18 protein-coding genes are annotated in these 23,263 nt (G+C 69.4%); 8 read left to right on the top strand and 10 right to left on the bottom strand.

Translation table 11 applies throughout. The annotated features are described in order from the left end of the window. Window positions 1-90: 90 nt before the first annotated feature. On the bottom strand, window positions 91-1,131 hold the full coding sequence (locus tag B7K21_RS04955; protein WP_084074089.1) for a substrate-binding domain-containing protein: 1,041 nt from the start codon (window positions 1,129-1,131) through the stop codon (window positions 91-93). 206 nt (window positions 1,132-1,337) lie between these two features. On the opposite strand from B7K21_RS04955, the gene B7K21_RS04960 reads away from it, so the two are divergent. Further along, a complete protein-coding gene (locus tag B7K21_RS04960; protein ID WP_084074090.1) occupies window positions 1,338-2,072 on the top strand; it encodes a DeoR/GlpR family DNA-binding transcription regulator in 735 nt (244 codons plus the stop codon). A gap of 51 nt (window positions 2,073-2,123) precedes the next feature. Here the strand turns inward: B7K21_RS04960 and B7K21_RS04965 are convergent, their stop codons facing one another. Next, the gene (locus B7K21_RS04965; RefSeq protein WP_084074091.1) at window positions 2,124-3,155 is read right to left on the bottom strand and encodes an alcohol dehydrogenase catalytic domain-containing protein; all 1,032 of its coding nucleotides are present in this window, start codon (window positions 3,153-3,155) and stop codon (window positions 2,124-2,126) included. Window positions 3,156-3,238: 83 nt separating this feature from the next. Continuing rightward, window positions 3,239-4,174: a LysR family transcriptional regulator gene (locus B7K21_RS04970; protein WP_084074092.1), complete on the bottom strand. Its 936-nt coding sequence runs from the start codon at window positions 4,172-4,174 to the stop codon at window positions 3,239-3,241. Window positions 4,175-4,289: 115 nt separating this feature from the next. On the opposite strand from B7K21_RS04970, the gene B7K21_RS04975 reads away from it, so the two are divergent. Then, window positions 4,290-6,143 (top strand): ABC-F family ATP-binding cassette domain-containing protein, encoded by a 1,854-nt coding sequence (locus B7K21_RS04975; protein ID WP_084074093.1) that lies wholly within the window; start codon window positions 4,290-4,292, stop codon window positions 6,141-6,143. Between the two features lie 21 nt (window positions 6,144-6,164). Here B7K21_RS04975 and B7K21_RS04980 read toward each other — a convergent pair whose 3' ends face one another. From B7K21_RS04980 to B7K21_RS05000, 5 genes are all read right to left on the bottom strand, one after another. Beyond that, on the bottom strand, window positions 6,165-6,428 hold the full coding sequence (locus B7K21_RS04980) for an HPr family phosphocarrier protein (RefSeq protein WP_084074094.1): 264 nt from the start codon (window positions 6,426-6,428) through the stop codon (window positions 6,165-6,167). Window positions 6,429-6,530: 102 nt separating this feature from the next. After that, window positions 6,531-8,063, bottom strand: a complete 1,533-nt coding sequence (locus B7K21_RS04985; protein ID WP_084074095.1) for a PTS ascorbate transporter subunit IIC — start codon at window positions 8,061-8,063, stop codon at window positions 6,531-6,533. Between the two features lie 51 nt (window positions 8,064-8,114). After that, window positions 8,115-8,390 carry a PTS sugar transporter subunit IIB gene (locus tag B7K21_RS04990; RefSeq protein WP_084074096.1) on the bottom strand — a complete coding sequence of 92 codons (276 nt, stop codon included), beginning with the start codon at window positions 8,388-8,390 and terminating at the stop codon, window positions 8,115-8,117. A 57-nt stretch (window positions 8,391-8,447) separates the two neighbouring features. Next, window positions 8,448-8,900, bottom strand: a complete 453-nt coding sequence (locus tag B7K21_RS04995; protein WP_084074097.1) for a PTS sugar transporter subunit IIA — start codon at window positions 8,898-8,900, stop codon at window positions 8,448-8,450. 86 nt (window positions 8,901-8,986) lie between these two features. Next, window positions 8,987-10,195, bottom strand: a complete 1,209-nt coding sequence (locus B7K21_RS05000; RefSeq protein WP_084074098.1) for an ROK family transcriptional regulator — start codon at window positions 10,193-10,195, stop codon at window positions 8,987-8,989. A 164-nt stretch (window positions 10,196-10,359) separates the two neighbouring features. Here B7K21_RS05000 and B7K21_RS05005 point away from each other — a divergent pair, with 164 nt between their 5' ends. The 4 genes from B7K21_RS05005 to B7K21_RS05020 all read left to right on the top strand — a co-directional run bounded on the left by B7K21_RS05005 (window position 10,360) and on the right by B7K21_RS05020 (window position 18,574). After that, window positions 10,360-12,396 carry a transketolase gene (locus B7K21_RS05005; protein WP_234989186.1) on the top strand — a complete coding sequence of 679 codons (2,037 nt, stop codon included), beginning with the start codon at window positions 10,360-10,362 and terminating at the stop codon, window positions 12,394-12,396. Further along, window positions 12,393-14,048: a phosphoenolpyruvate--protein phosphotransferase gene (ptsP, locus tag B7K21_RS05010; RefSeq protein ID WP_084074100.1), complete on the top strand. Its 1,656-nt coding sequence runs from the start codon at window positions 12,393-12,395 to the stop codon at window positions 14,046-14,048. Before B7K21_RS05005 ends, ptsP begins: the two co-directional genes overlap by 4 nt. Window positions 14,049-14,193: 145 nt before the next feature. Then, window positions 14,194-15,927 carry an ABC-F family ATP-binding cassette domain-containing protein gene (locus tag B7K21_RS05015; RefSeq protein WP_084074101.1) on the top strand — a complete coding sequence of 578 codons (1,734 nt, stop codon included), beginning with the start codon at window positions 14,194-14,196 and terminating at the stop codon, window positions 15,925-15,927. A 190-nt stretch (window positions 15,928-16,117) separates the two neighbouring features. After that, on the top strand, window positions 16,118-18,574 hold the full coding sequence (locus B7K21_RS05020) for a phosphoketolase (protein WP_084074102.1): 2,457 nt from the start codon (window positions 16,118-16,120) through the stop codon (window positions 18,572-18,574). A gap of 83 nt (window positions 18,575-18,657) precedes the next feature. On the opposite strand, the gene B7K21_RS05025 is transcribed toward B7K21_RS05020, so the two are convergent. Further along, window positions 18,658-19,221, bottom strand: coding sequence for a helix-turn-helix domain-containing protein (locus tag B7K21_RS05025; protein WP_084074103.1), 564 nt, complete (start codon window positions 19,219-19,221; stop codon window positions 18,658-18,660). A 67-nt stretch (window positions 19,222-19,288) separates the two neighbouring features. Between B7K21_RS05025 and B7K21_RS12810 the strand changes: the two genes are divergently transcribed. Together B7K21_RS12810 and B7K21_RS05035 are read left to right on the top strand one after the other, a co-directional pair. Continuing rightward, window positions 19,289-20,848, top strand: a complete 1,560-nt coding sequence (locus tag B7K21_RS12810) for an FAD-dependent oxidoreductase (protein ID WP_084074817.1) — start codon at window positions 19,289-19,291, stop codon at window positions 20,846-20,848. 58 nt (window positions 20,849-20,906) lie between these two features. After that, window positions 20,907-22,076, top strand: coding sequence for a glycerate kinase (locus B7K21_RS05035; protein ID WP_084074104.1), 1,170 nt, complete (start codon window positions 20,907-20,909; stop codon window positions 22,074-22,076). Between the two features lie 37 nt (window positions 22,077-22,113). Here the strand turns inward: B7K21_RS05035 and B7K21_RS05040 are convergent, their stop codons facing one another. Then, window positions 22,114-23,217 (bottom strand): NAD(P)-dependent alcohol dehydrogenase, encoded by a 1,104-nt coding sequence (locus tag B7K21_RS05040; RefSeq protein ID WP_084074105.1) that lies wholly within the window; start codon window positions 23,215-23,217, stop codon window positions 22,114-22,116. Window positions 23,218-23,263: the final 46 nt, after the last annotated feature.

Genomic DNA, 23,263 nt, shown 5'->3' on the forward strand with positions numbered 1-23,263 from the left:
GCCATGTACCTGGACCTTCGTGCGGCCGCACTGGGCGGGCTGAGCGACGCGTTCGTCACCAGCCCGCCCAGCAGCGGGATTGGACCGTTGCTAGAAGTCGTAGTCGGCGACGTTCGACAGGTCGACGGCGACGCCTGCGTTACCTGCGTACACGTTGTCGTAGCCGTCGAGCTGCACGAGCGACTCGTAGCCGGGGACACCGAGGTCGGTGCCCTCAGAGATCGTTCCGCCGTCCGCAAGGATCCTCGCGATCGCGAGCTGGGCCTTGCCTGCGAGGGCCGGGTCCCAGAAGAAGATCTTGTCGATGGCCCCGGAGTCGAGGTAGGAGCCGGCAACCGAGGGGATGGAGGTTCCCATCACGCAGACCGAGTCGGCCTTGCCCGCTTCCTCAACCGCGCGCGCGATACCGACGACGTCGGTGCCTGCCGAGCCTTGGAAGCCCTTGATGTCCGGGTACTTGGCGAGGATCTCCTTGGCCTTGTTGTAGGCGACCTCCTCGTTCTCCTCCGACTCGATCGGATCCTCCACCCGAGTCATGCCCGGGTAGTCCGCCGTCTGAAGATCGTGCGCACCCGAGACCCACTCGGAGTGCGAGCCGTTGGTGAGACGGCCCACGAACTGGACGTACTCACCTTCCTCAGCCATGCACTGCGCGAGGTTCTCCATGATCTGGGCACCGTAAGCGGTGTTCTCGAACGCCTCGATGTCGATGTCGGCGTTCTCGATGCCAGCGGCCTCGTGGGTGACGACGATGATGCCGGCGTCACGCGCCTGCTGCAGCACGCTCTCGAGCCCGGCGAGGTCGTTCGGGACGACCGAGATGGCGACGGGGCTCTGCGCGATGAGGTCCTGAATGATGGAAACCTGTCCTTCGTTGGTCGCCTCCGCCGGTCCCTCCTGGCGTGCGTCGATGGACATCTCAGACGCCCACTCGTCGACGCCGACCTCCATGCGGTCGAACCAGCCGATTCCGGTGGCCTTCACGACGACAACGTAGGCGCCATCGTCACCGGCGGAGCCGCTGCCCGCATCCGAGGTGGCAGGGTCTCCTTCGCTGACCGACGAGCATCCGACGAGCGCCATGGTCAGGGCGCTGGCGACAAGTCCACCGGCGAGTCTCTTGTGCTTCATGTGTTCACTCCCTTGTGATCGAGCACCCTGTGCCTCGCTTCTCCGTCGAAGCAGCAGTGGTATTGGGACCATAGGCCCGGGTCCGCACATCTGTCAATCGTTATCGCGCAGCGGATGCGCGCACTTTGACAGATAGTGCGCACAAACGCGCGCTTCGTTTGCGCATGTCGGGCTACACTGATTCGCATAGGGGAGGTGATGCCGCAATGTCGCGACAGGCACAGATCGTCGAGCTGCTGCTCGACCGGGGTTTCCAGTCGGTATCTGACCTCGCGCGCCACTTCGGCGTGACGGAGTCGACCATCCGGCGCAACCTCATCGAACTCGAGGAGCGCGAGCTCGTCCAGCGCACGCACGGTGGCGCGCTGCCGATTGGCCAGGCAGATGCCCCTTTCGACCTCAAGCAGACGCTACACAGAGCCGAGAAGGAGGCGATCGGCAAGGCGATGGCGCACCGCATCCTGGATCACCAGACGGTGCTGCTCGACTCGGGCTCCACGACCCTCGAGGTCGCCAAGCACCTGACCGCCCGGCAGCTCACCGTGGTCACGAACGACCTCCTGATCGGCGCGACGATCGCCGAGCGACAGAACGCGCACCTCGTCTTCATCGGCGGAGAATTGTTACCGAACGTATACACGATGTGGGGACCGACCTCGGTTCAGCAGCTGCAGAACCTTCGGGTCAACGTTGCGGTGTTCGGCGCGGACAGCGTCTCCGAGAGCGGAATCTTCAACACCTCGAGCTACGAACTCGAGGTCAAGCGGGTGATGCGGAGCATCGCAGACGAAGCGTTCTTCGTTGCCGACAGTTCGAAGTTCGGCCGCGAGGCTCTGTTCAGGGTCTTCGACTGCGACGCCTTCAGCGCCGGCATCACCGACCTCTACCTCGATCCGATCCGGGCCGCCCAATTCCCAGTTCCGATCATCCGCACCAGCTGAGAACCGCCCATCGGCGCCGGCTGGCGCAGTCAGCGCAGAGTTTGAGCAGGCCTACTCCACCGCACCAGGGTTGAAGAGCACCGCGCGCGAACGCAGATCTCCTGCGGCGAGGCGTGCGAGCGCGGTAGTCGCATCCTGCATCGGGAACCTCTCGACCACGGTCCGGATGCGGCCCTCAGCCGCCATTGCAAGTACGGCGTTCATCTGCTCTCGATTGCCCAGAATCGACCCCTTGATCGTCTGCTGCTTGTTGAAGTGAAACTCCTCGACGTTGAGGGGCACCGCGCTCACCAGAGTTCCGCCCCACTTGAGGGTGCTCATCGCCTGCCTCGTCACCTCGTCCGATCCTGCAAAGGTGAGCACCACGTCCGCAGAGTCCTCGATCGCCGCGAGTTCCGCTGCATCGGTCGAGTCGACGACCTTCGCCGCCCCGAGCTCGAGCGCGACGTCCAGGTGAGCGCGCGTGCGTCCGACGGCGATCACCTCAGCGCCGGTCGCGACGGCCATCTGGAGCGCCATATGTCCCACGCCGCCGAGCCCGAAGATCGCGACGACCTGCCCTGGGCCCAGGTCGATCTTGTCGATGACTCCATACGACGTGATTCCAGGGCAGAACAGCGGAGCAGCATCCACGAGATCGAGGGCCACGGGGACATGGAACGTGTAGTCAGCCCACGAGAGCATGAACTCGCCGTAGCCTCCGTCCACGTGCTCGCCCGTAATGACGCGCTGGTGACACAACTGCTCGCGATCCGAAGCGCAGAACTCGCAGTCGCCGCACGCCCAGTACAGCGGCTGGACACCCACGGGGTCGCCGATGGCGAATCCCTGCACTCCGTCGCCCACCGCGGCGACCCGCCCGGTGACCTCATGTCCAGGGACGATAGGACTGATCGCGGGCACGCCGCCATCGACCCAGTCCCCCTCGATCATGTGAAGGTTCGAGCGACACACGCCGCAAGCGACCACCTCGATGAGGAGCTGCCCCGGCCCGGCCTCCGGCCGCTCCTTCTCGGTCCATGTGAGTGGGTCTGATCCGATCGGACCGGGGGTGAAGAGCTGGTTCGCATGCATCATTGCCATGCCTACGACGCTAGAGCGACCGCGAACGCCGCGCCAACAACAATGCGTTGACGCCACCACAAGGAAGTGTGGTGGACGATCCGTCAGTCCGCGACCTCGAGTGAGGCGAGTGAGTGCCGCTCGCGTCGCAGCAGCGCGTCAGGCAGCAGCATCGCCTGCAGGCCGCGCGCCGTGTTGTCGGCCTCAGGGGCGACCTCGACGTGGACCTCCCACGCAATGTCGGGATCGCTCAAGGCGATCTTGCTCAGCCCAGCAGCGGCGTCCTTGAACGCGAGTGAGCGCGGGAGCGCGGCCACACCGAATCCTCGCTCGACCATCTCGAGGAGCATGTGAACATCGTCCACGGAGACGGCGCTACGCCGTTGCAGCCCGCGTTCGCGGGTCGCGGCGTCCAGAATCCTGCGCACCGTCCACGCGGGCTGGAAGTCCACGAACTCGGCGCTCGCCACAGCCTCCGACCAGCTGACCTCGGCGAGTGCGGATAGCGCGTGATCCGCCGGTGCGACAAGCAGGAACGGCTCGCGTCTGAGCAGTGACGGCCTCTCGCCCTCGCTTGCCTCGCTCGCACCACGCCGCGCGATGATCGCAAGATCCAGCTCTGCTGCGCTCAGGTGAGCACGCAGCTCCTCGGAGCCCGCCTGCACGTACGACACGTCGACGCCTGGTCCCGACGCGCGGAACGCGGCAAGCAGATCTACGACGTCGACGAGGTCGCCGAGGCATTGCTCAGACCCCACACGCACTACACGCGGAAAGTTGCCCTCATCGTCCACGAGCTCCTGTCGCACGGCCCGTGCGTCCTCGAGGATGCGCCGCGCGCGCGGAAGGAAGATCTCCCCACTTCTCGTGAGCCGAGCACCATACGAGCCTCGATCGAAGAGCTGCACTCCTAGGTCGCGTTCCAATGCGCGAATCGATGCGGACAGCCCGGACTGGGTGACGTACACGGTCTCCGCGGCGCGCGTGAAGTTCTCCTCGCGGGCGACAGCAATGAAGAACTCGAGCTGCCTGATGTCCACGTCGCCGCACCTCCTCGTCGAGCCGCCTCTGCCCTGACAGTAGCGGACCCCGAGGCCACGCTCGCCGGAGTTCCGGTCGGCGTGAGCTGGCGCGGGCCGCGACTACCCTTGTCGGGTGGCTCACCTCCTTGGCGCAGAAGCGCTTCAACTCGACTTCGGCACCGGACCCGTCCTCGCGGGCGTGACGGTGGGGCTCGAGGACGGCGACCGCATCGGCATCGTGGGTGCGAATGGTGCCGGCAAGTCGACGCTGATGAAGGTGCTCGCGGGGCGTGTGGAGCCGAACGACGGTCGTGTGACGCGCGCGAGGGGCACAACGCTGGCCGTGCTCGACCAGTCGGATCACGTCGACGAGGATCAGACCGTGCTGCACGCGATCGTGGGCGATGCGGACGAACACGAGTGGGCATCTGACCCCCGCATCCGCGACGTGATGTCCGGACTGGTTCCTGACCTCGACGCCGACGCGCTCGTCGCGGATCTCTCGGGAGGCCAGCAGCGACGGGTCGCGCTCGCGCAGGTGCTGGTCGGTGAGCACGACGCGATCTTCCTCGACGAGCCGACGAACCATCTGGACGTGGACGGCGTGGTGTGGCTCGCGGAGCATCTGAAGCGACGCTGGGGTGGCAACCGCGGCGCGCTTCTCGTCGTCACGCACGACCGCTGGTTCCTCGACGAGGTCACCAACCGCACGTGGGAGGTCCACGATGGGATCGTGGACCCGTTCGAGGGCGGCTACGCGGCGTACGTGCTGCAGCGCGTCGAGCGCGACCGCATCGCCGCCGCGACGGAGCAGAAGCGTCAGAACCTCATGCGCAAGGAGCTCGCGTGGCTTCGCCGCGGAGCCCCCGCACGCACGTCCAAGCCGAAGTTCAGGATCGACGCCGCGAACGCCCTGATCGCGGACGTGCCACCGATCCGCGACTCGATTCAGCTGCATCGCATGGCCGCCTCGCGCCTGGGAAAGGACGTCGTCAACCTGGTCCGCGTGGGCGTCACGTATGGCGAGGGCGCGCAGGCCAAGGAGGTCCTGCGCGAGATCGACTGGAACATCGGGCCGGGAGAGCGCACGGGGATCCTGGGCGAGAACGGCGCAGGCAAGTCGACTCTGCTGAAGCTCATCACCGGTGAGCTCGACCCCACCTCGGGCCGAGTGAAGCGCGGCATGACGGTGCGCGTCGCCACGCTCAGCCAGCAGCTCGCCGAGCTCGAGAACCACGCCGAGGAGCGGGTCTCTGCGCTCGTCAAGCAGTACTCGTCGATCTCGCTCGCCGACGGCTCTGAGATGACGCCCACGCAGCTGCTCGAGCGGCTCGGCTTCACCTCGGCCCAGTTGAAGACCCAGGTCAAGCGGCTCTCGGGCGGTCAGCGTCGGCGTCTGCAGCTGCTCGTGGTGCTCCTGGCCGAGCCGAACGTGCTCGTGCTCGACGAGCCCACCAACGATCTCGACACGGACATGCTCGCCGCGCTCGAGGATCTGCTCGACTCGTGGCCGGGCACGCTCATTGTGGTGAGCCACGACCGGTACCTGATGGAGCGTGTCACGGACCAGCAGTACGCGGTGCTGGACGGCAGCCTGCGCCACCTTCCCGGAGGCGTCGACGAGTATGTCGCGCTCCAGCGCGCCCGACGCTCCGGCGCCGGCGGCATCGGCACGTTCGGGCCCGACGCAGGGGCAAGTTCCGCACCCAGCCCAGCGCAGGCGTCGGGCATGCCCGACGCGGCGGCGACCCCGGTGCCCGCGCTCGAGGGTGCGCAGCGGCGCGCGGTGGAGAAGGAACTGCAGAGCGTCGAGCGGCGGATGGCGAAGATCACCGAGCTCACCGAGGGCGTGCACCACGAGATGCTGCTGCACGATCAGACGGACTTCGCGGGCCTGGCGAAGCTCAACGAGCAGATCAAGGAGCTCGAGGCCGAGAACGCTGAGCTCGAGGAGCGCTGGCTGGAACTGTCCGAGCAGCTCGGCTGACCTGCGCCAGCGCGGATCGGCTCAGTGCTCGAGCAGGACTCCGGAGAGGCGGTCCGCCAGCACCTCCGGGTCCGCGCCGTCGACCGTGAGGGTGACGACGTCGCCCTTCTTCACGCCGAGCGCCATGATCATGAGCACGCTGGAGGCGTTGACAGCGGGGCGTTCGCCTGCGGCGACGGTCACCTTGGCGCCGCTCTCGGTCGCTGCCTTCGCGAACGCGGTCGCGGGGCGCGCGTGGAGGCCCTCGGGAGCCTCGATGGTGAGAGTGCGGGTGGCGACGGGCATAAGAACCTCCTGAGTCGGGTGCGGTGCAGACCACCGCGAAGAGGAAGGGGTCGGCCCACGACGTCGCCACGGGCCGACCCCGGAGGGGCAAGCAGGTGGAAGCTAGGCCTTCTCGGCCTTGGCTCGTTCTGCTGCCGCGGCTTTCTCTGCCTTGTCAGCAGCCTCCACCTCGGCGCGCCACGTGGCGTGCTCACGGGCAGGCAGCCAACCCTTGTCGATCGCCTTGACCTGGAACACCCACGCACCCACGAGCAGCGCGGCGCCGATGAGCAGGATCAGGAGGACCGAGAGCAGGTGGTTGCCCACGAGGATCGAGCCGCCGAGCAGGATCGACAGCCAGCCGAAGTCCGCATCGCCGAAGGTCGATCCCTTGATCGCGTCTATGCCGGAGACCTCGGACAGGCGGTCGATGATGGCGAGCGCGGCAGCGGGCAGGAACGTGATGAGGACGCCGTTGGTGAATCCGCCCCAGATGGCGCCCATGCGTCCACCGGTCGCGTTGCCGAACACTCCGGCACCACCACCCGTGAAGAAGTGGGGGACCATGCCTGGCAGGATCAGCGCTACGCCGAAGGCCGGGCCGAGCCACGCGCCGATGACGCCGAGGCTGACCAGACCGCCGATGAACGACGCGATGAAGCCGATGAGCACGGCGTTCTGGGCGTAGGGGAACACGATCGGGATGTCGAGCGCCGGCTTCGCGCCTGGCACGACCTTCTCCGCGATGCCCTGGAAGGCCGGGACGATCTCGCCCAGCATGATGCGCACACCGTAGAGGATGATCGCCACGCCGATGCCAAACTGGAGGCCCTGCGCGAAGCACGCCATGAGCGCGCTCGGGGTGGAAGCGGAGCCCATGATGCCGATGAACTCGTCGTGCGGCATCGCAATGGCGGCCCAGACGCCGAACACCATGTAGATGAGCACCATGAGGATCGTGGTCGAGACCATCGAGTCGCGGAGGAACCGCAGCCCCTGGGGGAAGTCGATGTCCTCGGTGGAGCGGGACTTCTTGCCTACCGCGGCTCCGACGGCGCCGGAGGCGATGTAGCCCGCCGTGCCGAAGTGACCGATGGTAACGGAGTCGTTACCCGTGATGCGGCTGACCCAGGGCGTCACGAACGCCGGGACGGCCACGAGCACGATGCCGAAGAGCAGCGATCCGAGGATGACAACGAGCCATCCGCTACCCTCGCCGAACCCGATCGAGAGCACGAAGACGATCATCACCGACATGAACACGAGGTGGTGGCCGGTGAGGAACACGTACTTGAGCGGGGTGAAGCGCGCCAGCAACAGCATGACGATGAACCCGAGCATGAGCACGTACGCGGCGTTGGCGCCGTACTGCTCGGCGGCGATGGCGGTGATGACCTCGTTGGTGGGGACCACGCCCTCCGAGCCTGTGACGCCGAGGATCAGTTCACCGAGCGGGGCTAGCGAGGCGACCACCACTGCGGCGCCCGCGCCGAGGATCAGGTAGCCCATCGCGGCCTTGATGGCTCCGCCGATGACCTGGCCGGAGTTCTTCTTGAGCGCAATCAGACCAATCGCGGCGAAGATTCCAATTAGATAGGCGGGAACGTTGAGTATCTCGGCCCCGATGAATTCGAGGACGCTGACGACGGCATCCATATGTCATGTCTCCTTTGACTGTGAGTGATGGGGGTACTGCCAGGGGTGGTGCTAGCCCTCGACGTGAGCCTTCAGCTTCGCGGTGATCTCCTCCATGTCGAAGAAGTTGTCGATCACGACGACCTCCGCATCGACCGGGCCGAGCTCCTCGGCGAGCTCCGCCGACGTGAGGACAAGGTTGGCGTCCGAGGCGGAGCCTCGGGCTGCGGAGATGTCCGCCGCCTCGACCTGGCCGTCGACGCCGAGCTGATCGAGCACCTTCTCGGTGTTCATCTTGAGCAGCACCGAGGTGCCGATGCCCATGCCGCACACTGCGACGATCTTCATGTCTCTTCCCTCTCTGATTGGACGGCCGGGACGGCGCGGGGCGCGCCGTGGCTGCCGTCAGGAACCCACCAGAATGGCTCGCGCGGCACTCGCCGTCGAGGCGCTCGTGAGGCTTTCCACGACGGCCCTCTCGGCCAGCAGACCTGCCAGCTGCGCCATCAGACCGACGTGCGAGTCGTGGTCGACCGCCGACAGCCCCAGGACCAGGCGGACCGGGTCGTTGGAGTCGTGGCCGAACTCGACAGGTGCAGCGAGGACGGCGAGGCTGAGCCCCGTCTTCAGCACTGCGGGACCAGGGCGAGCGTGGCCCAGGGCGATGCCAGGGGCCACGACGATGTACGGGCCGAGCGACTCGACCGCGGCGACCATCTGCTCGGTGTACTCGGATGTGACGCATCCCGAGCTCTCGAGCAGCTCACCCGCGGCGATGAGAGCCTCCCGCCAGGACGACGCGTCGACTCCGACGCGGACGGCCTCGATCGGCAGCGCTGTGGCCAGTGCAGACGTCAACGTTGACACCTCTCGTCATCTCGCACCGACACGCGGTCGTGCCGGCGAGAGTCAGCATAAGAGGGTCGAACGACTTTTGTCTAGCCCTACGCCAAAGTCGGGTCGGCGATCTCCTCGCGCATGGTCGCCACCTTCAGGCGTCGTGCGACGAGGCGGTCGGCGCGGTCGGGCTCGAACATCGCGTTGAGCCCCACGACGACGGCGCCCACGACGCCGGCACGGCGACCGAGGGTCGTGACGGCGAGCGTAGGAAGCCCTCCGACGAAGTCGGCCTCGCGCTCACGGAAGAGCTCCACGATCGGCTCCACCACCTCCGCCTCCGCCTCCACGAGCGTCCCCGCGAGCACGAGCACCGAAGGGCCGAACAGGATCGCGGCATCGATCAGCGACGGCGCGACCGCGAGCGCGGCCTCGCGCAGCCGCGCGATCGTCATCTCGTCTCCGCGGCGCGCGAGGGCCACGATGTCGGCCGTCGTGCGCACGCGCTCACCCCTCAGCACGAGATCGCGCTGGATGGGCCAGCCCGCGGCGACATCGCCGAGCCGGGGTGCGTCCGCGCGCCCTCCGAGCCGGAGCTGACCCAGCTGGCCCGCGCCGCCGTGCATCCCCGAGTAGATCTGGCCGCCGATGATGAATCCGCAGCCGAGGTTGCTCGTGATCTTCGCGAGCATGAGGTTCGAGGCGGTGGGCCACGACGCCCGCTGCTCGGCCATCGCCATGATGCTGACGTCGCGCTCGACGGCCACCACTGCCTCGGGATATGCGGGACGCACCATGTCGGAGACGACCGTGCCCTCCCAGTTGGGCATCATGACGGGGTTGACCACGGTGCCTGTATCAGGATCCGCGGAGTCGGGCACGCCGATGCCGATCGCGAGCACGTCGGCGCGGGTGCGCCCCAGCTGGTCGAGCATGAAGTCGAAGCACTGGATCGCCCAGTCGAACACCTCGTCCGGGCCCGCGCCGACGAGCACGTCGGCCTCATCCTCCGCGAGGATCTCACCACCCAGGTCGGCGATCGCGAGGCGGCTGTGCGAGACGCCGATGTCGATTCCGAGCACCACGCCCGCACTCCGGTCCAGCGCAATCGCGTCCGCCGGACGCCCGCCCGTTGAGTCCTGCTGGCCCACGCGGCAGATCAGCCCGGTGGCAGTGAGGTCCTCGAGTCGCTTGCCGAGGGTCGACCGCGACCAGCCGAGCTCGTCGAGGAGCTGGCCCCGGGTCCACGACCCGCCCGAGCGGATCGTGTCGAGCAGCACCCCGGGGCCCGTGGGCCAGGAAACCTTGCTCGCCATGATCTCTCCTCCGGTCCTCGACGCGGCCCTGCGTCGGGCCTGTCGCTCTCGCAGCACGCGGCGTGAAGCGCCCTAGTGTAGGACCGCCGTGCCCCCGCGAGCCAGCGTCACCGTCGGCACACGGGGTGGTTGTCTTTTGTCTACGAGCATTCTAAAGTGCACGCATGGCAGATTCAACGATGATTCACCACGATTCGACGACCGCTCGCTCTCACGACGACGACCGTGCCGTCGCGGCCGCTCGCGCGATCGCGCTCACGGTCGTCGAGGGCAAAGGCCACGGCCACGCCGGGACGGCGATGGGTGCCGCCCCTCTCGCCCACGTCCTCTTCCAGCACGTGCTCCGCCACGACCCGAGCGACCCTTCATGGCAGGGCCGGGACAGGTTCATCCTCTCTGCCGGCCACGCGAGCCTGCTGCTGTACATCCAGCTCCACCTCACCGGCTACGACCTGGGGCTCGACGAGATCGGCAGCGCCCGCCAGTTCGGGAGCCGCACGCCCGGGCACCCCGAGATCGACGTCACGCCAGGCGTCGAGATGAGCACCGGGCCTCTCGGGCAGGGCGTCGCCTCCGCCGTGGGCGTCGCGGCGGCGTCGCGCCACGCAAGCGAGGCGCTCGACGGGGACGCTGAGCCGATGTTCGACCCCACGATCTGGGTTCTCGCGGGCGACGGCTGCCTGCAGGAGGGCGTCTCGGCAGAGGCCTCGAGCCTCGCCGGAGCCCTCGGACTAGATAACCTGGTCCTGATCTGGGACGACAACGGGATTACGATCGACGGACCCACGTCGGTGGCCTTCAGCGAGGACGTCCGTGCGCGCTACCGGGCCTACGGCTGGCGCGTCCTCGAGATCGACGACGTCGAGGATCTCGATGCCGTTCACGACGTCCTCACCGAGGCGGCGGCTCGCACCGGACGCCCGACGCTCGTGGCAGCGCGGAGCGACATCGGATTCCCCGCGCCCCATCGGCGCGGCACCTCCGCCGCGCACGCCGGAGCATTCGGCGCGCAGGAGTTCAGCGACACCATGGCCGCGCTCGGCTACCCCGCCGACGCGACGCTCGCGTCGCTCGTGACAGACGACGTGCGTGAGCACACGCTGCGGGCCGCCGCACGAGGCAGGGCCCTCCGCGGCGAGTGGGACGCAGCGCTCGCCGCGAGGGACGCCGAGCGACCCGATCTCCTCTCGCGGCGGCGCGCCATGCACGACTCGACTGCGCAGGTCACCGCCGCGCTCGCAGCGATCGACGCCCTGCCGCCGGTCGCTGACGTCGCGACCCGCACCGCCTCGGGCGAGGTGCTGACGGCCGTGCACGCGGCCGTCCCGCTGTGGGGCGGCTCCGCCGATCTCGCAGGCTCCACCTCCGTCGCCGTGCCGGGAGAGACCTTCGGGCCCACCTGCTACGGGGGCTCCTCCGTCGCCTTCGGCATCCGCGAGCATGCGATGGCCGCCTTCGCCTCCGGCGTGGCGCTGCACGGCCTGTGGCGGCCCTACGCGTCCACCTACCTCGCGTTCTCCGACTACATGCGTCCCGCCTTGAGGCTCGCGGCGCTCATGGAGCTCCCGACGATCATGGTGTTCACCCATGACTCCGTGGCTGTGGGCGAGGACGGTCCCACCCACCAGCCGATCGAGCAGGTGGCGTCGCTGCGCACCGTGCCAGGCATGAGCGTCGTGCGGCCAGCCGACGCCGCGGAGACGCGTGCGGTCTGGCGCCGGGTCATCGCCGAGCCCGACGGGCCGGTGTCGCTCATCCTCAGCCGTCAGACGCTCCCCTGCCTGCCCGAGGCTGGCGACGCCGCGCGCGGCGGCCGAGTGGTCCTCACGCATGGCGATGGCATGGGTGTCGCGCTCATCGCAACCGGATCCGAGGTGCACGTCGCCGTGGAGGCCGCACGCGCGCTGGCCGCCGAGGGGCACTCGGTGCGAGTGGTCTCCATGCCGTGCGTCGAGTGGTTTGAGGCGCAGGACTCCGACTACCGCGAGAGCGTGCTGCCGCGCGCGGTGCGCGCGCGCGTGGCCGTGGAGGCAGGCGTCGGCGCCGCGTGGTGGCGCTATGCGGGCGATGCCGGCCGCGTGGTGAGCGTCGAGAGCTTCGGGGTATCGGGCCCAGGAGCACGGGTCATGGAGCACCTGGGCATCACCGTGGAGGCGGTGATCTCTGCCGCGCACGAGTCGATCGAGGAGGTCGGACGTTGAGCACCGTCACCGTCATCAAGGGGATCGGAGTGGGCCGAGGAGTCGCCGCGGCCCGCGTCCGTCTGATGGCCCCGCCACTGTCAGAGCCGACGCAGGAGCGGTTCGCCGGCGACGCCGAGGCCGAGCTGGCCCGCGTGGTCGCAGCGCAGAGACGGCTCAGCGCCGACCTGCTGGCTCGGGCCGAACGGGCGGGAGCCGAGGCGCACGAGGTGCTCACGGCGCTGTCCAGCATGGCAGTCGATCCGGCGATCACCGCGGCCGTCGAGGCGAGGATCGGGGCCGGCCGCACGGGGGAGCGGGCCGCCTACGAGGCCTTCCACGAGTTCGCGGAGACGCTCGCTGCGCTGGGCGGCTACTTCGGCGAGCGCGCGGGGGACCTGAAGGATCTCGCGCAGCGGATCGTCGCGGATTTGCGCGGTGTGCCGGCGCCTGGAATCCCCGACTCGCACGAGCCGTTCGTGCTCGTCTCAGACGACCTCGCGCCCGCTGACACCGCCACGCTCGACCTCGCGCTCGTCAAGGCGCTTGTGACCCGCGAAGGCGGACCCACGAGCCATACGGCGATCCTTGCGCGCTCGGTGGGCCTGCCTGCGATCGTCGCGATTGGCGACGCAGAGCGACTCGACGAGGGCGTGAGGGTGCTCGTGGACGCCGCTTCCGGGACGGTCACGGTGGAGCCCCGAGACGAAGCGATCAAGTCCGCGATGGAGAGGGAGCGCACTCGCCTCGAGGCGACACGCTCGCTCGCCCCGGGAGCGTTGGCGGACGGCACTCCCGTGCAGCTGCTCGCCAACATCGGCGCCGCGTCGCAGTCAGCGCCAGCGGCCGCCCTGGGCGCCGAGGGCGTAGGGCTGTTCCGGACGGAGTTCCTGTTCCTCGACTCGACCATGATGCCGTCCGTGGACGAGCAGGTGCGTGCGTACAGTGAGGCGCTCGCGCCCTTCGCCGGTCGCAAGGTGGTGGTGCGTGCGCTCGATGCAGGCTCGGACAAGCCGCTGCCCTACCTCACCGACCAGGGGGAGGAGAATCCCGCGCTCGGGCGACGTGGCCTGCGGGCCCTGCTCGCTCACCCCGAGGTGCTGGACGCACAGCTCGAGGCGCTCGCACGCGCCCAGGCCGCCTCCGACGCTGACCTCTGGGTCATGGCGCCCATGGTCGCGGACGCCGCAGAGACGGAGCAGTTCACCGACCGCGCCCACGCACGCGGGCTGCGCACCGCAGGCGTCATGGCCGAGGTGCCGTCGATCGCCCTCATGGCGGAGCAGGTGGTGGCGGCAGCCGACTTCGTCAGCATCGGCACGAACGACCTCACGCAGTACACGATGGCGGCCGATAGGCTCCTGGGGTCCGTGGCGTCCTACCAGGATCCCTGGCATCCGGCAGTGCTGCGCCTCATCGAGCGGCTCGGGGAGGCGAGCGCGGCGGCGGGCAAGCCTCTCGGCGTGTGCGGCGAGGCAGCCGCCGACCCGGATCTCGCGGTGGTGCTCGTGGGGCTCGGCGTGACGTCGCTGTCGATGTCCGCCGCAGGGTTGGCAGACGTGCGCGCCGAGCTCGCGCTCAACACGCTGGAGCAGGCGCGCTCCAAGGCTGCCGCGGCACTGACGGCGCGCACGGCGATGGCCGCCCGGAACGCGGTGCGCACCGCCTACTAGCCCGCACGAGGCCCACTCACGCCCACCTTCTCCCGGGCGCGGGCGGGCCCTTTGCTACCCTGATCGGCGTGAAGCACTGAGCCATGCACGTCCCGCGTCCGAGGCGAACGCCCGGCGGGAACCGTCCCGATCCTCGAGGACGCCCATGGCACCCCTGCACACCCCTTCCCTGGACTCGTCCGCGACGCAGCTGCGCGTCGACGGCGTCTCCTACGCGTACCCCGACCGCCGCGTGCTCACGAACGTGTCGCTGCTCGCCGCCGCTGGCGACCGCCTGGGACTGATCGGTGAGAACGGCGCCGGCAAGTCGACGCTGCTGCGCCTCATGGCGGGCGAGCTCGAGCCGGACGCAGGCTTGGTGCGAGCCGCGACCGGCGGAGGTGCCGTCGCCCGCGTCGGCCTGCTGCGCCAGGAGCCCCCGTTCGCGCCCGACGCGACAGTCGCCGCAGCCCTCGAGGTCGCCGTGGCGCCCGCGCGCCAGGCGGTGGAGGCGATCGACGCCGCCGCCTTGCGGCTGGCCGAGCAGCCTGCAGATGACGGAGCCGCGAGCGCGTATGCAGCGGCGCTCGAGACGGCCGAGAGGCTGGGCGCATGGGAGGTGGACGCGCGCATCGGCGCGATGCTGGCTGGCCTGGGCCTCGCCAGCATCCCGCGCGACCGCGCCACCGGGAGCCTGTCCGGGGGCCAACGCTCGCGGCTCAGCCTCGCGTGGCTGCTGCTATCCCAGCCGGATGCGCTCCTGCTCGACGAACCCACGAACCATCTCGACGATGCCGCCGCCGCGCATCTCGCACAGGTCCTGCGCGCGTGGAACGGCCCCGTGGTGCTCGCATGTCACGATCGCGCCTTCCTCGACGAGGTCGCGACGGCGATCGTCGACCTCGACCCGTCGCCGCTGCCCCACGCCGTCGTCTCGCGCGTGCCCGACGCGGGGGCCGGCACGGGCGTGGGCCTCACCCGGTTCGGCGGCTCGTTCTCGGAGTATCTCGGGGCGCGCGCGCTCATGCGCGAACGCTGGGAGCGGCAGTACCGCGACGAGCAGGCCGAGTTGGCGCGCCTGCGCGCGGGGGTCAGGGACAACCATCAGGTGGGACACGTCGACTGGAAGCCTCGCACCGAGGGCAGGGCCGCGCAGAAGTTCTATGCAGACCGCAACGCCGCCGTGGTGTCACGGCGAGTCAACGACGCGCGGTCACGGCTTGAGGAACTCGAGGAGGCCCAGGTGCGGCGCCCTCCCTCCGAGCTCCGCTTCGCTGGCCTGGCGGCGGCGCGACGCACCGCCCCACGCCGCGCGTCGGGGACGGCGCTCGTCGCGTCGGCGGTCGCCTTCGCTGGAAGGCTCGCGCCGACCTCGCTCGCGGTCGCACACGGCGAGCACCTGCTCGTCACAGGCGCGAACGGCTCGGGCAAGTCGACGCTGCTGTCGGTGCTCGCGGGAGCCCTCGCCCCGACGTCGGGGACCGTGTCCTCCGCCCCCGGCCACCGCGTCGGGCTTCTCGCACAGGACCCACGTATAGGCGACCCCGCCAGACGTGGACCCGCGCTGACCGCGCGCCAGGCGTACGAGGACCACGCGGGCGCCTCGGCCGTGCCGCTGTCAGCACTCGGGCTGCTCGCGGGGCGCGACGAGAACCGACCCGTGGCGACCCTGAGCGTGGGCCAGCAGCGTCGGCTGGCACTGGCGATCGTGCTCGCGGATCCGCCCGACGTCCTCCTGCTCGACGAGCCGACCAACCACCTGTCGCTCGCGCTCATCACGGCGCTCGAGGACTCGGTGCGCGACTACCCGGGCACGGTGGTGATCGCGTCGCACGACCGTTGGCTGCGCGAGCGGTGGCCGGGCGCGCGACTCGAGCTCGCCCCGTCGACACCCCCCTGACGCTCCGCACGGAATCTGAACCGACACCCCGCGTCGGGCCGGCCCCAGGCCTCGGGAGGCCGGCGTGTCGACCCTGGATCCGTGCGGAGTGTCGGAAGAGAGCGTGAAGCGACGGTGAACCTGGGACCTTCGCCGCGCGATGTGAACGTTAACCGTGCAATGCTGGCTGGACGCCGACTAGGAGGTCCGAATGACGCAGCACGCATGGTCCCACCGCACCGCCGACGCCGCGACAGATCAGGAGATCGACGGCATCGATCGGTGGTGGCGCGCGACCAACTACCTGTCCGTCGGGCAGATCTACCTGCTCGACAACCCGCTTCTGCGCCAGCCGCTCACGCGCGATCACGTGAAGCCGCGCCTCGTGGGTCACTGGGGCACCACGCCGGGTCTGAACTTCATCTACGCGCACCTCAACCGCATGATCAAGGCGCGTCAGCAGCCCACGATGTACATCATCGGGCCCGGCCACGGCGGCCCCGGCCTGGTCGCATCGAGCTTCCTCGACGGCACCTACACGGAGACCTACCCGGACATCTCGAACGACGAGGCGGGCTTGCAGCGCCTGTTCAAGCAGTTCTCGTTCCCCGGCGGCATCCCGTCGCACGTCGCCCCGGAGACGCCCGGCTCGATCCACGAGGGCGGCGAGCTCGGCTACGCGCTGAGCCACGCCTACGGCGCGGCCTTCGACAACCCCGACCTGCTGGTCGCGGCCGTCGTGGGCGACGGCGAGGCCGAGACGGGCCCGCTCGCGACGTCGTGGCACTCCAACAAGTTCATCAACCCCGCCACCGATGGCGTGGTCCTGCCGATCCTGCACCTCAACGGCTACAAGATCGCGAACCCGACCGTGCTTGCCCGCATCTCCGACGAGGAGCTCGACAACCTCATGAAGGGCTACGGACACAAGCCCCACGTGTTCGTCGCCGGCTTCGATGACGAGTCGCACGAGTCGATCCACCGCCGGATGGCAGCGATGCTCGACGAGGTGATGGACGAGATCGCCGCAATCAAGGCCGAGGCCAAGGCGAACCCGAACATGGAGCGCCCCATGTGGCCCATGATCGTGATGCGTACCCCCAAGGGCTGGACGTGCCCGCCCAAGATCGACGGCAAGATCACCGAGGGCTCGTGGCGCGCGCACCAGGTGCCGCTCAGTTCCGCACGCGACACCGACGAGCACCTGCACACGCTCGAGGACTGGCTCCAGTCCTACGGGCCGGACGAGCTGTTCGACGAGTCCGGCGCTCCCCTGCCCGCGACCACCGCGATGGCACCCGAGGGTGAGCTGCGCATGTCGGCCCGTCCGGAGGCCAACGGCGGCCTGCTCATGAAGGACCTCAAGCTGCCGAACTTCCGCGACTACGCGGTCGACGTGCCCGTCCCGGGAGCCGGCCCGCACGAGGCGACCAAGGTGCTCGGCGGGTACCTCAAGGGCGTCATGACGCACAACAGGGACAACTTCCGCATCTTCGCCCCGGACGAGCTCGCGTCGAACCGCATCCAGGCGGTGCTGGACGTCACGAACAAGGTGTGGAACGCGCGCTCCGAGTTCGACGACGAGCACATGGCCCACGAGGGTCGCGTCGTCGAGATGCTCTCGGAGCACCAGTGCCAGGGCTGGCTCGAGGGCTACCTGCTGACGGGCCGCCACGGCCTGCTGACCTCATACGAGGCCTTCATCCACATCATCGACTCGATGTTCAACCAGCACGCCAAGTGGCTCAAGGTCTCGCAGGAGCTGCCGTGGCGCCGGCCCATCCCGTCGCTCAACTACCTGCTGTCCAGCCACGTGTGGCGCCAGGACCACAACGGCTTCTCACACCAGGACCCCGGCTTCATCGACCACGTGGTCAACAAGAAGGCCGAGGTGGTGCGCGTGTACCTGCCCGCCGACGCGAACACGCTGCTCAGCACGTACGACCACTGCCTGCGCAGCCGCGACTACGTGAACGTGGTCATCGCGGGCAAGCAGCCGCAGGCGTCGTGGCTGACGATGGACCAGGCCGTGGATCACTGCACGCGTGGCGCGGGCATCTGGGAGTTCGCCTCGAACGTGCCCGACGGCGAGGAGCCCGACGTCGTGATCGCCGGCATCGGCGACGTGCCGACCATGGAGGCACTCGCTGCGGTGGACATCATCCGCGAAGAGCTGCCTGACCTCAAGGTGCGCTTCGTCAACGTCGTGGACCTCATGCGGCTGCAGCCGGAGAAGGAGCACCCGCACGGCATGTCGGACCGCGAGTTCGACCAGTTGTTCACCACGGACAAGCCGATCATCATGGCGTACCACGGCTACCCGTGGCTCATCCACCGCCTCACGTACCGCCGCACGGGCCACAACAACCTGCATGTGCGCGGCTACAAGGAGGAGGGCACCACGACCACGCCGTTCGACATGGCGATGCTCAACGACATCGACCGGTTCCACCTGGTCATGGATGTCATCGATCACGTGCCGAGTCTCGGCACCAGGGCGGCCGCGCTGCGCCAGCGGTTGTTCGACCAGCGTCTCGCCGCCCGTCGCTACGCCAGGGAGTTCGGAGAGGACCTCCCTGAGGTGCGCGACTGGGTGTGGCCCGACGCCCGCGGAGTGGTGGACACCTCCGTGGACGCCGTGGCCGCGACCGGCGGCGACAACGAGTAGGCGGCTCCTTCCGCCCGCTCGCACGAGGGCCCGCATCTCTCAGGAGGTGCGGGCCCTCGCCACGTCCGCCGACGCGGACGCGATCAGGAGGCGGGGGTGTCCTCGACGTGAGTGTGCAGGCGTTCACCCTCGGCGCTGAAGATGCTGAGGATGCGCGCCTCGCGGGAACCTGTCGCCGACATGGAGTGGGGCACCAGCGTGTCGAACTCGGCCGCCTCGCCTGGCATGAGGCACATCTCTCGGTCGCCGAGGATGAGCCGCAGTTCGCCGTCCAGGACATAGAGCCACTCGCGACCCTCGTGGGTGCGCGACGCGGGCGGCTGTGCCGCAGGAGCATAGGCGATCTCGTACGCGCGCAACCGTGAGGACGCCGGTGCGAGCGAGACCAAGGTGACTCCGTCGCGCCGGATCTCGCGGCGGTGCACTCGCGGGTCGGGGTCCTGTGAGGGGACCAGGTCGTCGATGCGGATGCCGAGTTCCCTGGTGAGGGGCAGCAGCAGCTCGAGCGTCGCCTGTCTCTTGCCGGACTCGAGTCGGGAGAGGGTGCTGGTAGAGATGTGCGCGCGGGACGCGAGATCCTCGAGGGTCCATCCTCGGGTCTGTCGCGCGGCACGGAGCCTCGCACTTATCTGAGCCAGCTCGTCCATTCACACAGTTTTGCACATTCAGCAAAGCAGATTGCCACCCTCGGCTCCGTACCGCATGCTCGTGGGCATGACAGACACCTCGTGGGACTGCGTGATCATCGGCGGCGGCGTCGCTGGCCTCAGCGCAGCGCTGATGCTCGGCCGGGCACGGCGACGCACCCTCGTGCTCGACTCCGGGCAGCCCCGCAACCGTTTCGCCGATCACATGCACGGCGTGCTCGGCCACGATGGGCGCGCGCCTCACGAACTGCTCGCGCTCGGGCGCTCCGAGGTCACGGGGTACGGCGTTGTCGTGGAAGCTGGTAGCGCGCGTGCGGTCGCCGAGAGATCAGGGGGGCTCACCGTCACGACCGAGGATCGCGAGATCCAGACCCGCACTGTGCTCCTCTCGACGGGGCTCGCGGACAGGCTTCCGGAGATCCCCGGTCTCGCCGAGAGGTGGGGTCGCACAGTGCTGCACTGCCCCTACTGCCACGGCTGGGAGGTCCGCGACCGCCGGCTCGGCGTGCTCGTCGCAGATCCGCGCCACCTACACCTGGCGACGATCCTTCGCCAATGGAGTGACGCGATCACGGTGTTCGCGAGCGAGCCCGACATCATCGGGACGCAGCATCGCGCCCGACTCGAGGCGCGCGGCACGCGCATCGTGACCTCACCGATCGCCCGCCTCGACGGTGCCGCACCTCACATCGGCGCGGTCGTGACCGCAGACGGCGCGAGCCACACCATCGACGCGCTGTTCGCGGCGGGAGCGCCCGAGCCTCAACACGAGTGCGTGACCGGGCTCGGCCTCGCGATGGTCGACACCGCGACGGGGCGAGCGATCGAAGTCCAGCCCGATGGGGCGACGAGCAACCCACGGGTCTGGGCGGCAGGCAACGTCGCCGACCCGATGGCCGCGGTGCCGGTCGCCGCCGGCTCAGGCTCGGTCGCGGGTGCACGGATCAACGCCTTCCTCGCAGAGGAGGACACCGACCACGCGGTCGCATCCGGGCACGGCTGGAAGGATGTCGCGCCCGTCGACTTCTGGGAGCAGCGATACGCCGAGAGCGAGCGCGCCTGGTCAGGGAACGTCAACGCCACGGTCGCAGAGATCGCTGGTGGCCTGGAACCCGGCACGGCGCTCGATCTTGGCTGCGGCGAAGGCGCCGACGTCATCTGGCTCGCCGAGCATGGCTGGACAGCGCACGGCATCGACATCTCACCGACGGCCGTCGCGCGCGGCACCGCGGTCGCAGCGCAACGCCGCCTCGCTGCCTCGTTCGAGGCTGCCGACCTCGCGACCGCGGAGCACACCGAGCGCTACGACCTCGTCCTCTCATCCTTCCTGCACTCGCCGGTGGCGCTGCCACGCGCCGAGATCCTGCGTCGCGCTGCGGGCGCCGTGGCGGAGGGTGGTCATCTGCTGCTCGTCACGCATGCGGCGCCACCCCCGTGGGCCTCGCCCGAGCATGTCAGGGAGCGCACGTTCCTGACCGCGCGCGAGGAGGCCGACGCCCTCGGTCTCGGCGCGCCGCAGTGGGAAGAGATCCGCGTCGGCGACCTCGCCCGGACCGTGAGGCGTCCCGACGGAGAGATCCACGAGGCAATCGACGGTGTCGTGCTGCTGCGACGGCGGGACGCCTAGTCCCCGCTCTCGAGGGCGTGGGCGGGCGAGGCGACGCGACATCCGGCATTCTGCTGAGATGCGCGCGTTCCACCGCTCAGATGAAGAGTCGCCATTGCGCGTGGTCGTCGCGCTCGATTCCTTCAAAGGCTCGCTCACCAGCAGCCAGGCGAACGACGCTGCGCGGGAGGGCGTGCTGGAGGCCGTGCCCGACGCGAGGGTCACCGTGGTGCCCGTGGCGGACGGCGGCGAGGGCACGGTTGCGGCGCTCGCTGGAGTCGGGCGGCGCGGCGTGACCACGGCGAGCGACCTACTGGGCAGGCCGGTGGATGCACCCCACGTGAAAATGGCCGACGCGGCTGTCATCGAGTCGGCCTCGACGGTGGGGCTGCCGCTGCTGGGCACGCCCAGCACGGCCCTGGCCCGCCGCGCGCACAGCCACGGCCTTGGCCTGCACGCCCGCGCCGTCGCGGCCGCCACGGGCGCGCGACAGCTCTTGATCGGCTTGGGAGGCACGGGCACGACCGACGGCGGCGTCGGCATGCTCCGGGCGCTCGGCGCCCGCATCTGGCTCGCCGACGGCAGCGAGTTGTGGCCGGACGGCGAGCCGACGCCGCGCAATCCCTTGCTGGATCGCCCCGTGCGCGTCGAGCTTCCCGAGGTGGGCGTCTCGCTCACGGGACTCGCCGACGTCTCGTCGCCACTGCTCGGGTCCACGGGCGCCGCGCGCATGTTCGGACCTCAGAAGGGTGCGGACGCGTCGCTGGTCGAGGAGCTGGAGATCGCGATGACCGGCTGGGCGGTCGCCCTCGCCGAGGCCGGGGCTGACGTCGCGGCGACACCCGGCGCGGGAGCCGCGGGCGGACTGGGAGCCGCGGTGCTCGCGCTCGGCGGCAGCCTCGAACCCGGCTGCGAGCGCCTCATCGCCGAGGCGCAGATGACCGGGGTTTTCGCGGTCGCGGATCTTGTCATCACCGGCGAGGGCGCGCTCGACGCCCAGTCCGCCCACGGGAAGGTACCTGCGGCGATCGCCAGGCTCGCGCGTCGCGCGGGCGCGAAGCGCGTGGTGGCCCTCGCGGGGAGGCTGGACGCTGACCTTGCGAGCGTGGCGGCGATGGGTCTCGACGACGCCGCCGGCATCCATGACACGGAGATGCCGCTCGCCCGAGCGATGGACCCGACAGTCGCGAGCTCAGCGATCCGACGCGCCGCAGCCGCGCTCACGCGCGCCGTGACCTCTCCCGGGTGAGCCGCGCCGACGCGCGACCCACCCGGGGTCACGCGCCTCAGATGCCCGCAGGCAACCTGTCGGCGACGACCTTGAGCGAGGCCGTCGTCGCATCGTCGATGTGTGGCACGACGACCGCCCGGCCCAGGAGCGTGCCGTTCTCAAGGTGCTCGTACGCCTCGAGCGCATCACCAAGCGAGAAGCGGGTGACGTCCACCTCTAGGTGGCCTGCACGGTAGAGGGCCGCCAGCTCGTGCAGTTCCTCGATCGTGCCCCAGTACGTGTTCGTCAGCTCCGCCTCGTAGGGGTTCGAGTAGAAGTCCCACGAGACGGGGCCGCCTGCGATGCCCACGACGGTGATGCGGCCCTGCTTGGCGACGACCTTCTGCCCGAGCTGGATCGTCGGCGTGAGCCCCACGAAGTCGAAGACAGCGTCGACGCCCTTGCCCTCGGTGAGCTCACGGATGCGCTCGACCTGGCCCTCGCCGCCTTCGACGGTGACGGCGCCGCGCTTGGCGGCCATCTCCATCGCATCGGCCTTCATGTCCGTCGCGATGACGGTCGCAGCCGTGGTGGCCTTGAGGATCTGCACCGCGAGCTGTCCGAGTCCGCCCAGCCCGATGACCAGTGCCGTCTTGCCGCCGCCCTGGAGCTTGGGGAGCGCGAGCTTGATCGCGTGATACGGCGTCAGGCCGGCGTCGGCCAGAGGTGCGGCGGCGACCGGGTCGGCGTCGCCGAGCGGCACGAGATTGCGAGCGGGGACGGTCATGTACTCGGCCATGCCGCCGTCCCTGCCAAGGCCCGAGGCGAGGAAGGGCGTCTGTGCGGCGTTCTCGCAGTAGGTGTCCTGCCCGCGGGAGCACGCGGCGCAGTGGCCGCAGCCGATGGGGCCGTAGACGAGGTAGGCGTCGCCCTGGGTGAGTCCGAGCACGCCCTCGCCGACCTCCTCGATCCACCCGGCCGTCTCATGGCCGAGCGTGTAGGCGGGCGCGAGTTGAGGACCGACGGTGGTCTCATCGAACTGCTCGTAGACCGCGACGTCCGAGTGACATGCACCTGCGCCGGCGACCTTGAGCAGCACCTCGCCCGGCGCCGGCTTGGGCTTGGGCACCTCCTGAAGCGAGGGCTTGGTCTTCCAGTCGGTGAATCGCAGTGCCTGCATGGGGGGCTCCTTCGTGGCGCCCTGGGGATGACGGACACGAGTGCGG

Source organism: Demequina sp. NBRC 110052 (assembly GCF_002090075.1).
In the GTDB taxonomy this organism is placed as follows: Bacteria; Actinomycetota; Actinomycetes; order Actinomycetales; family Demequinaceae; genus Demequina.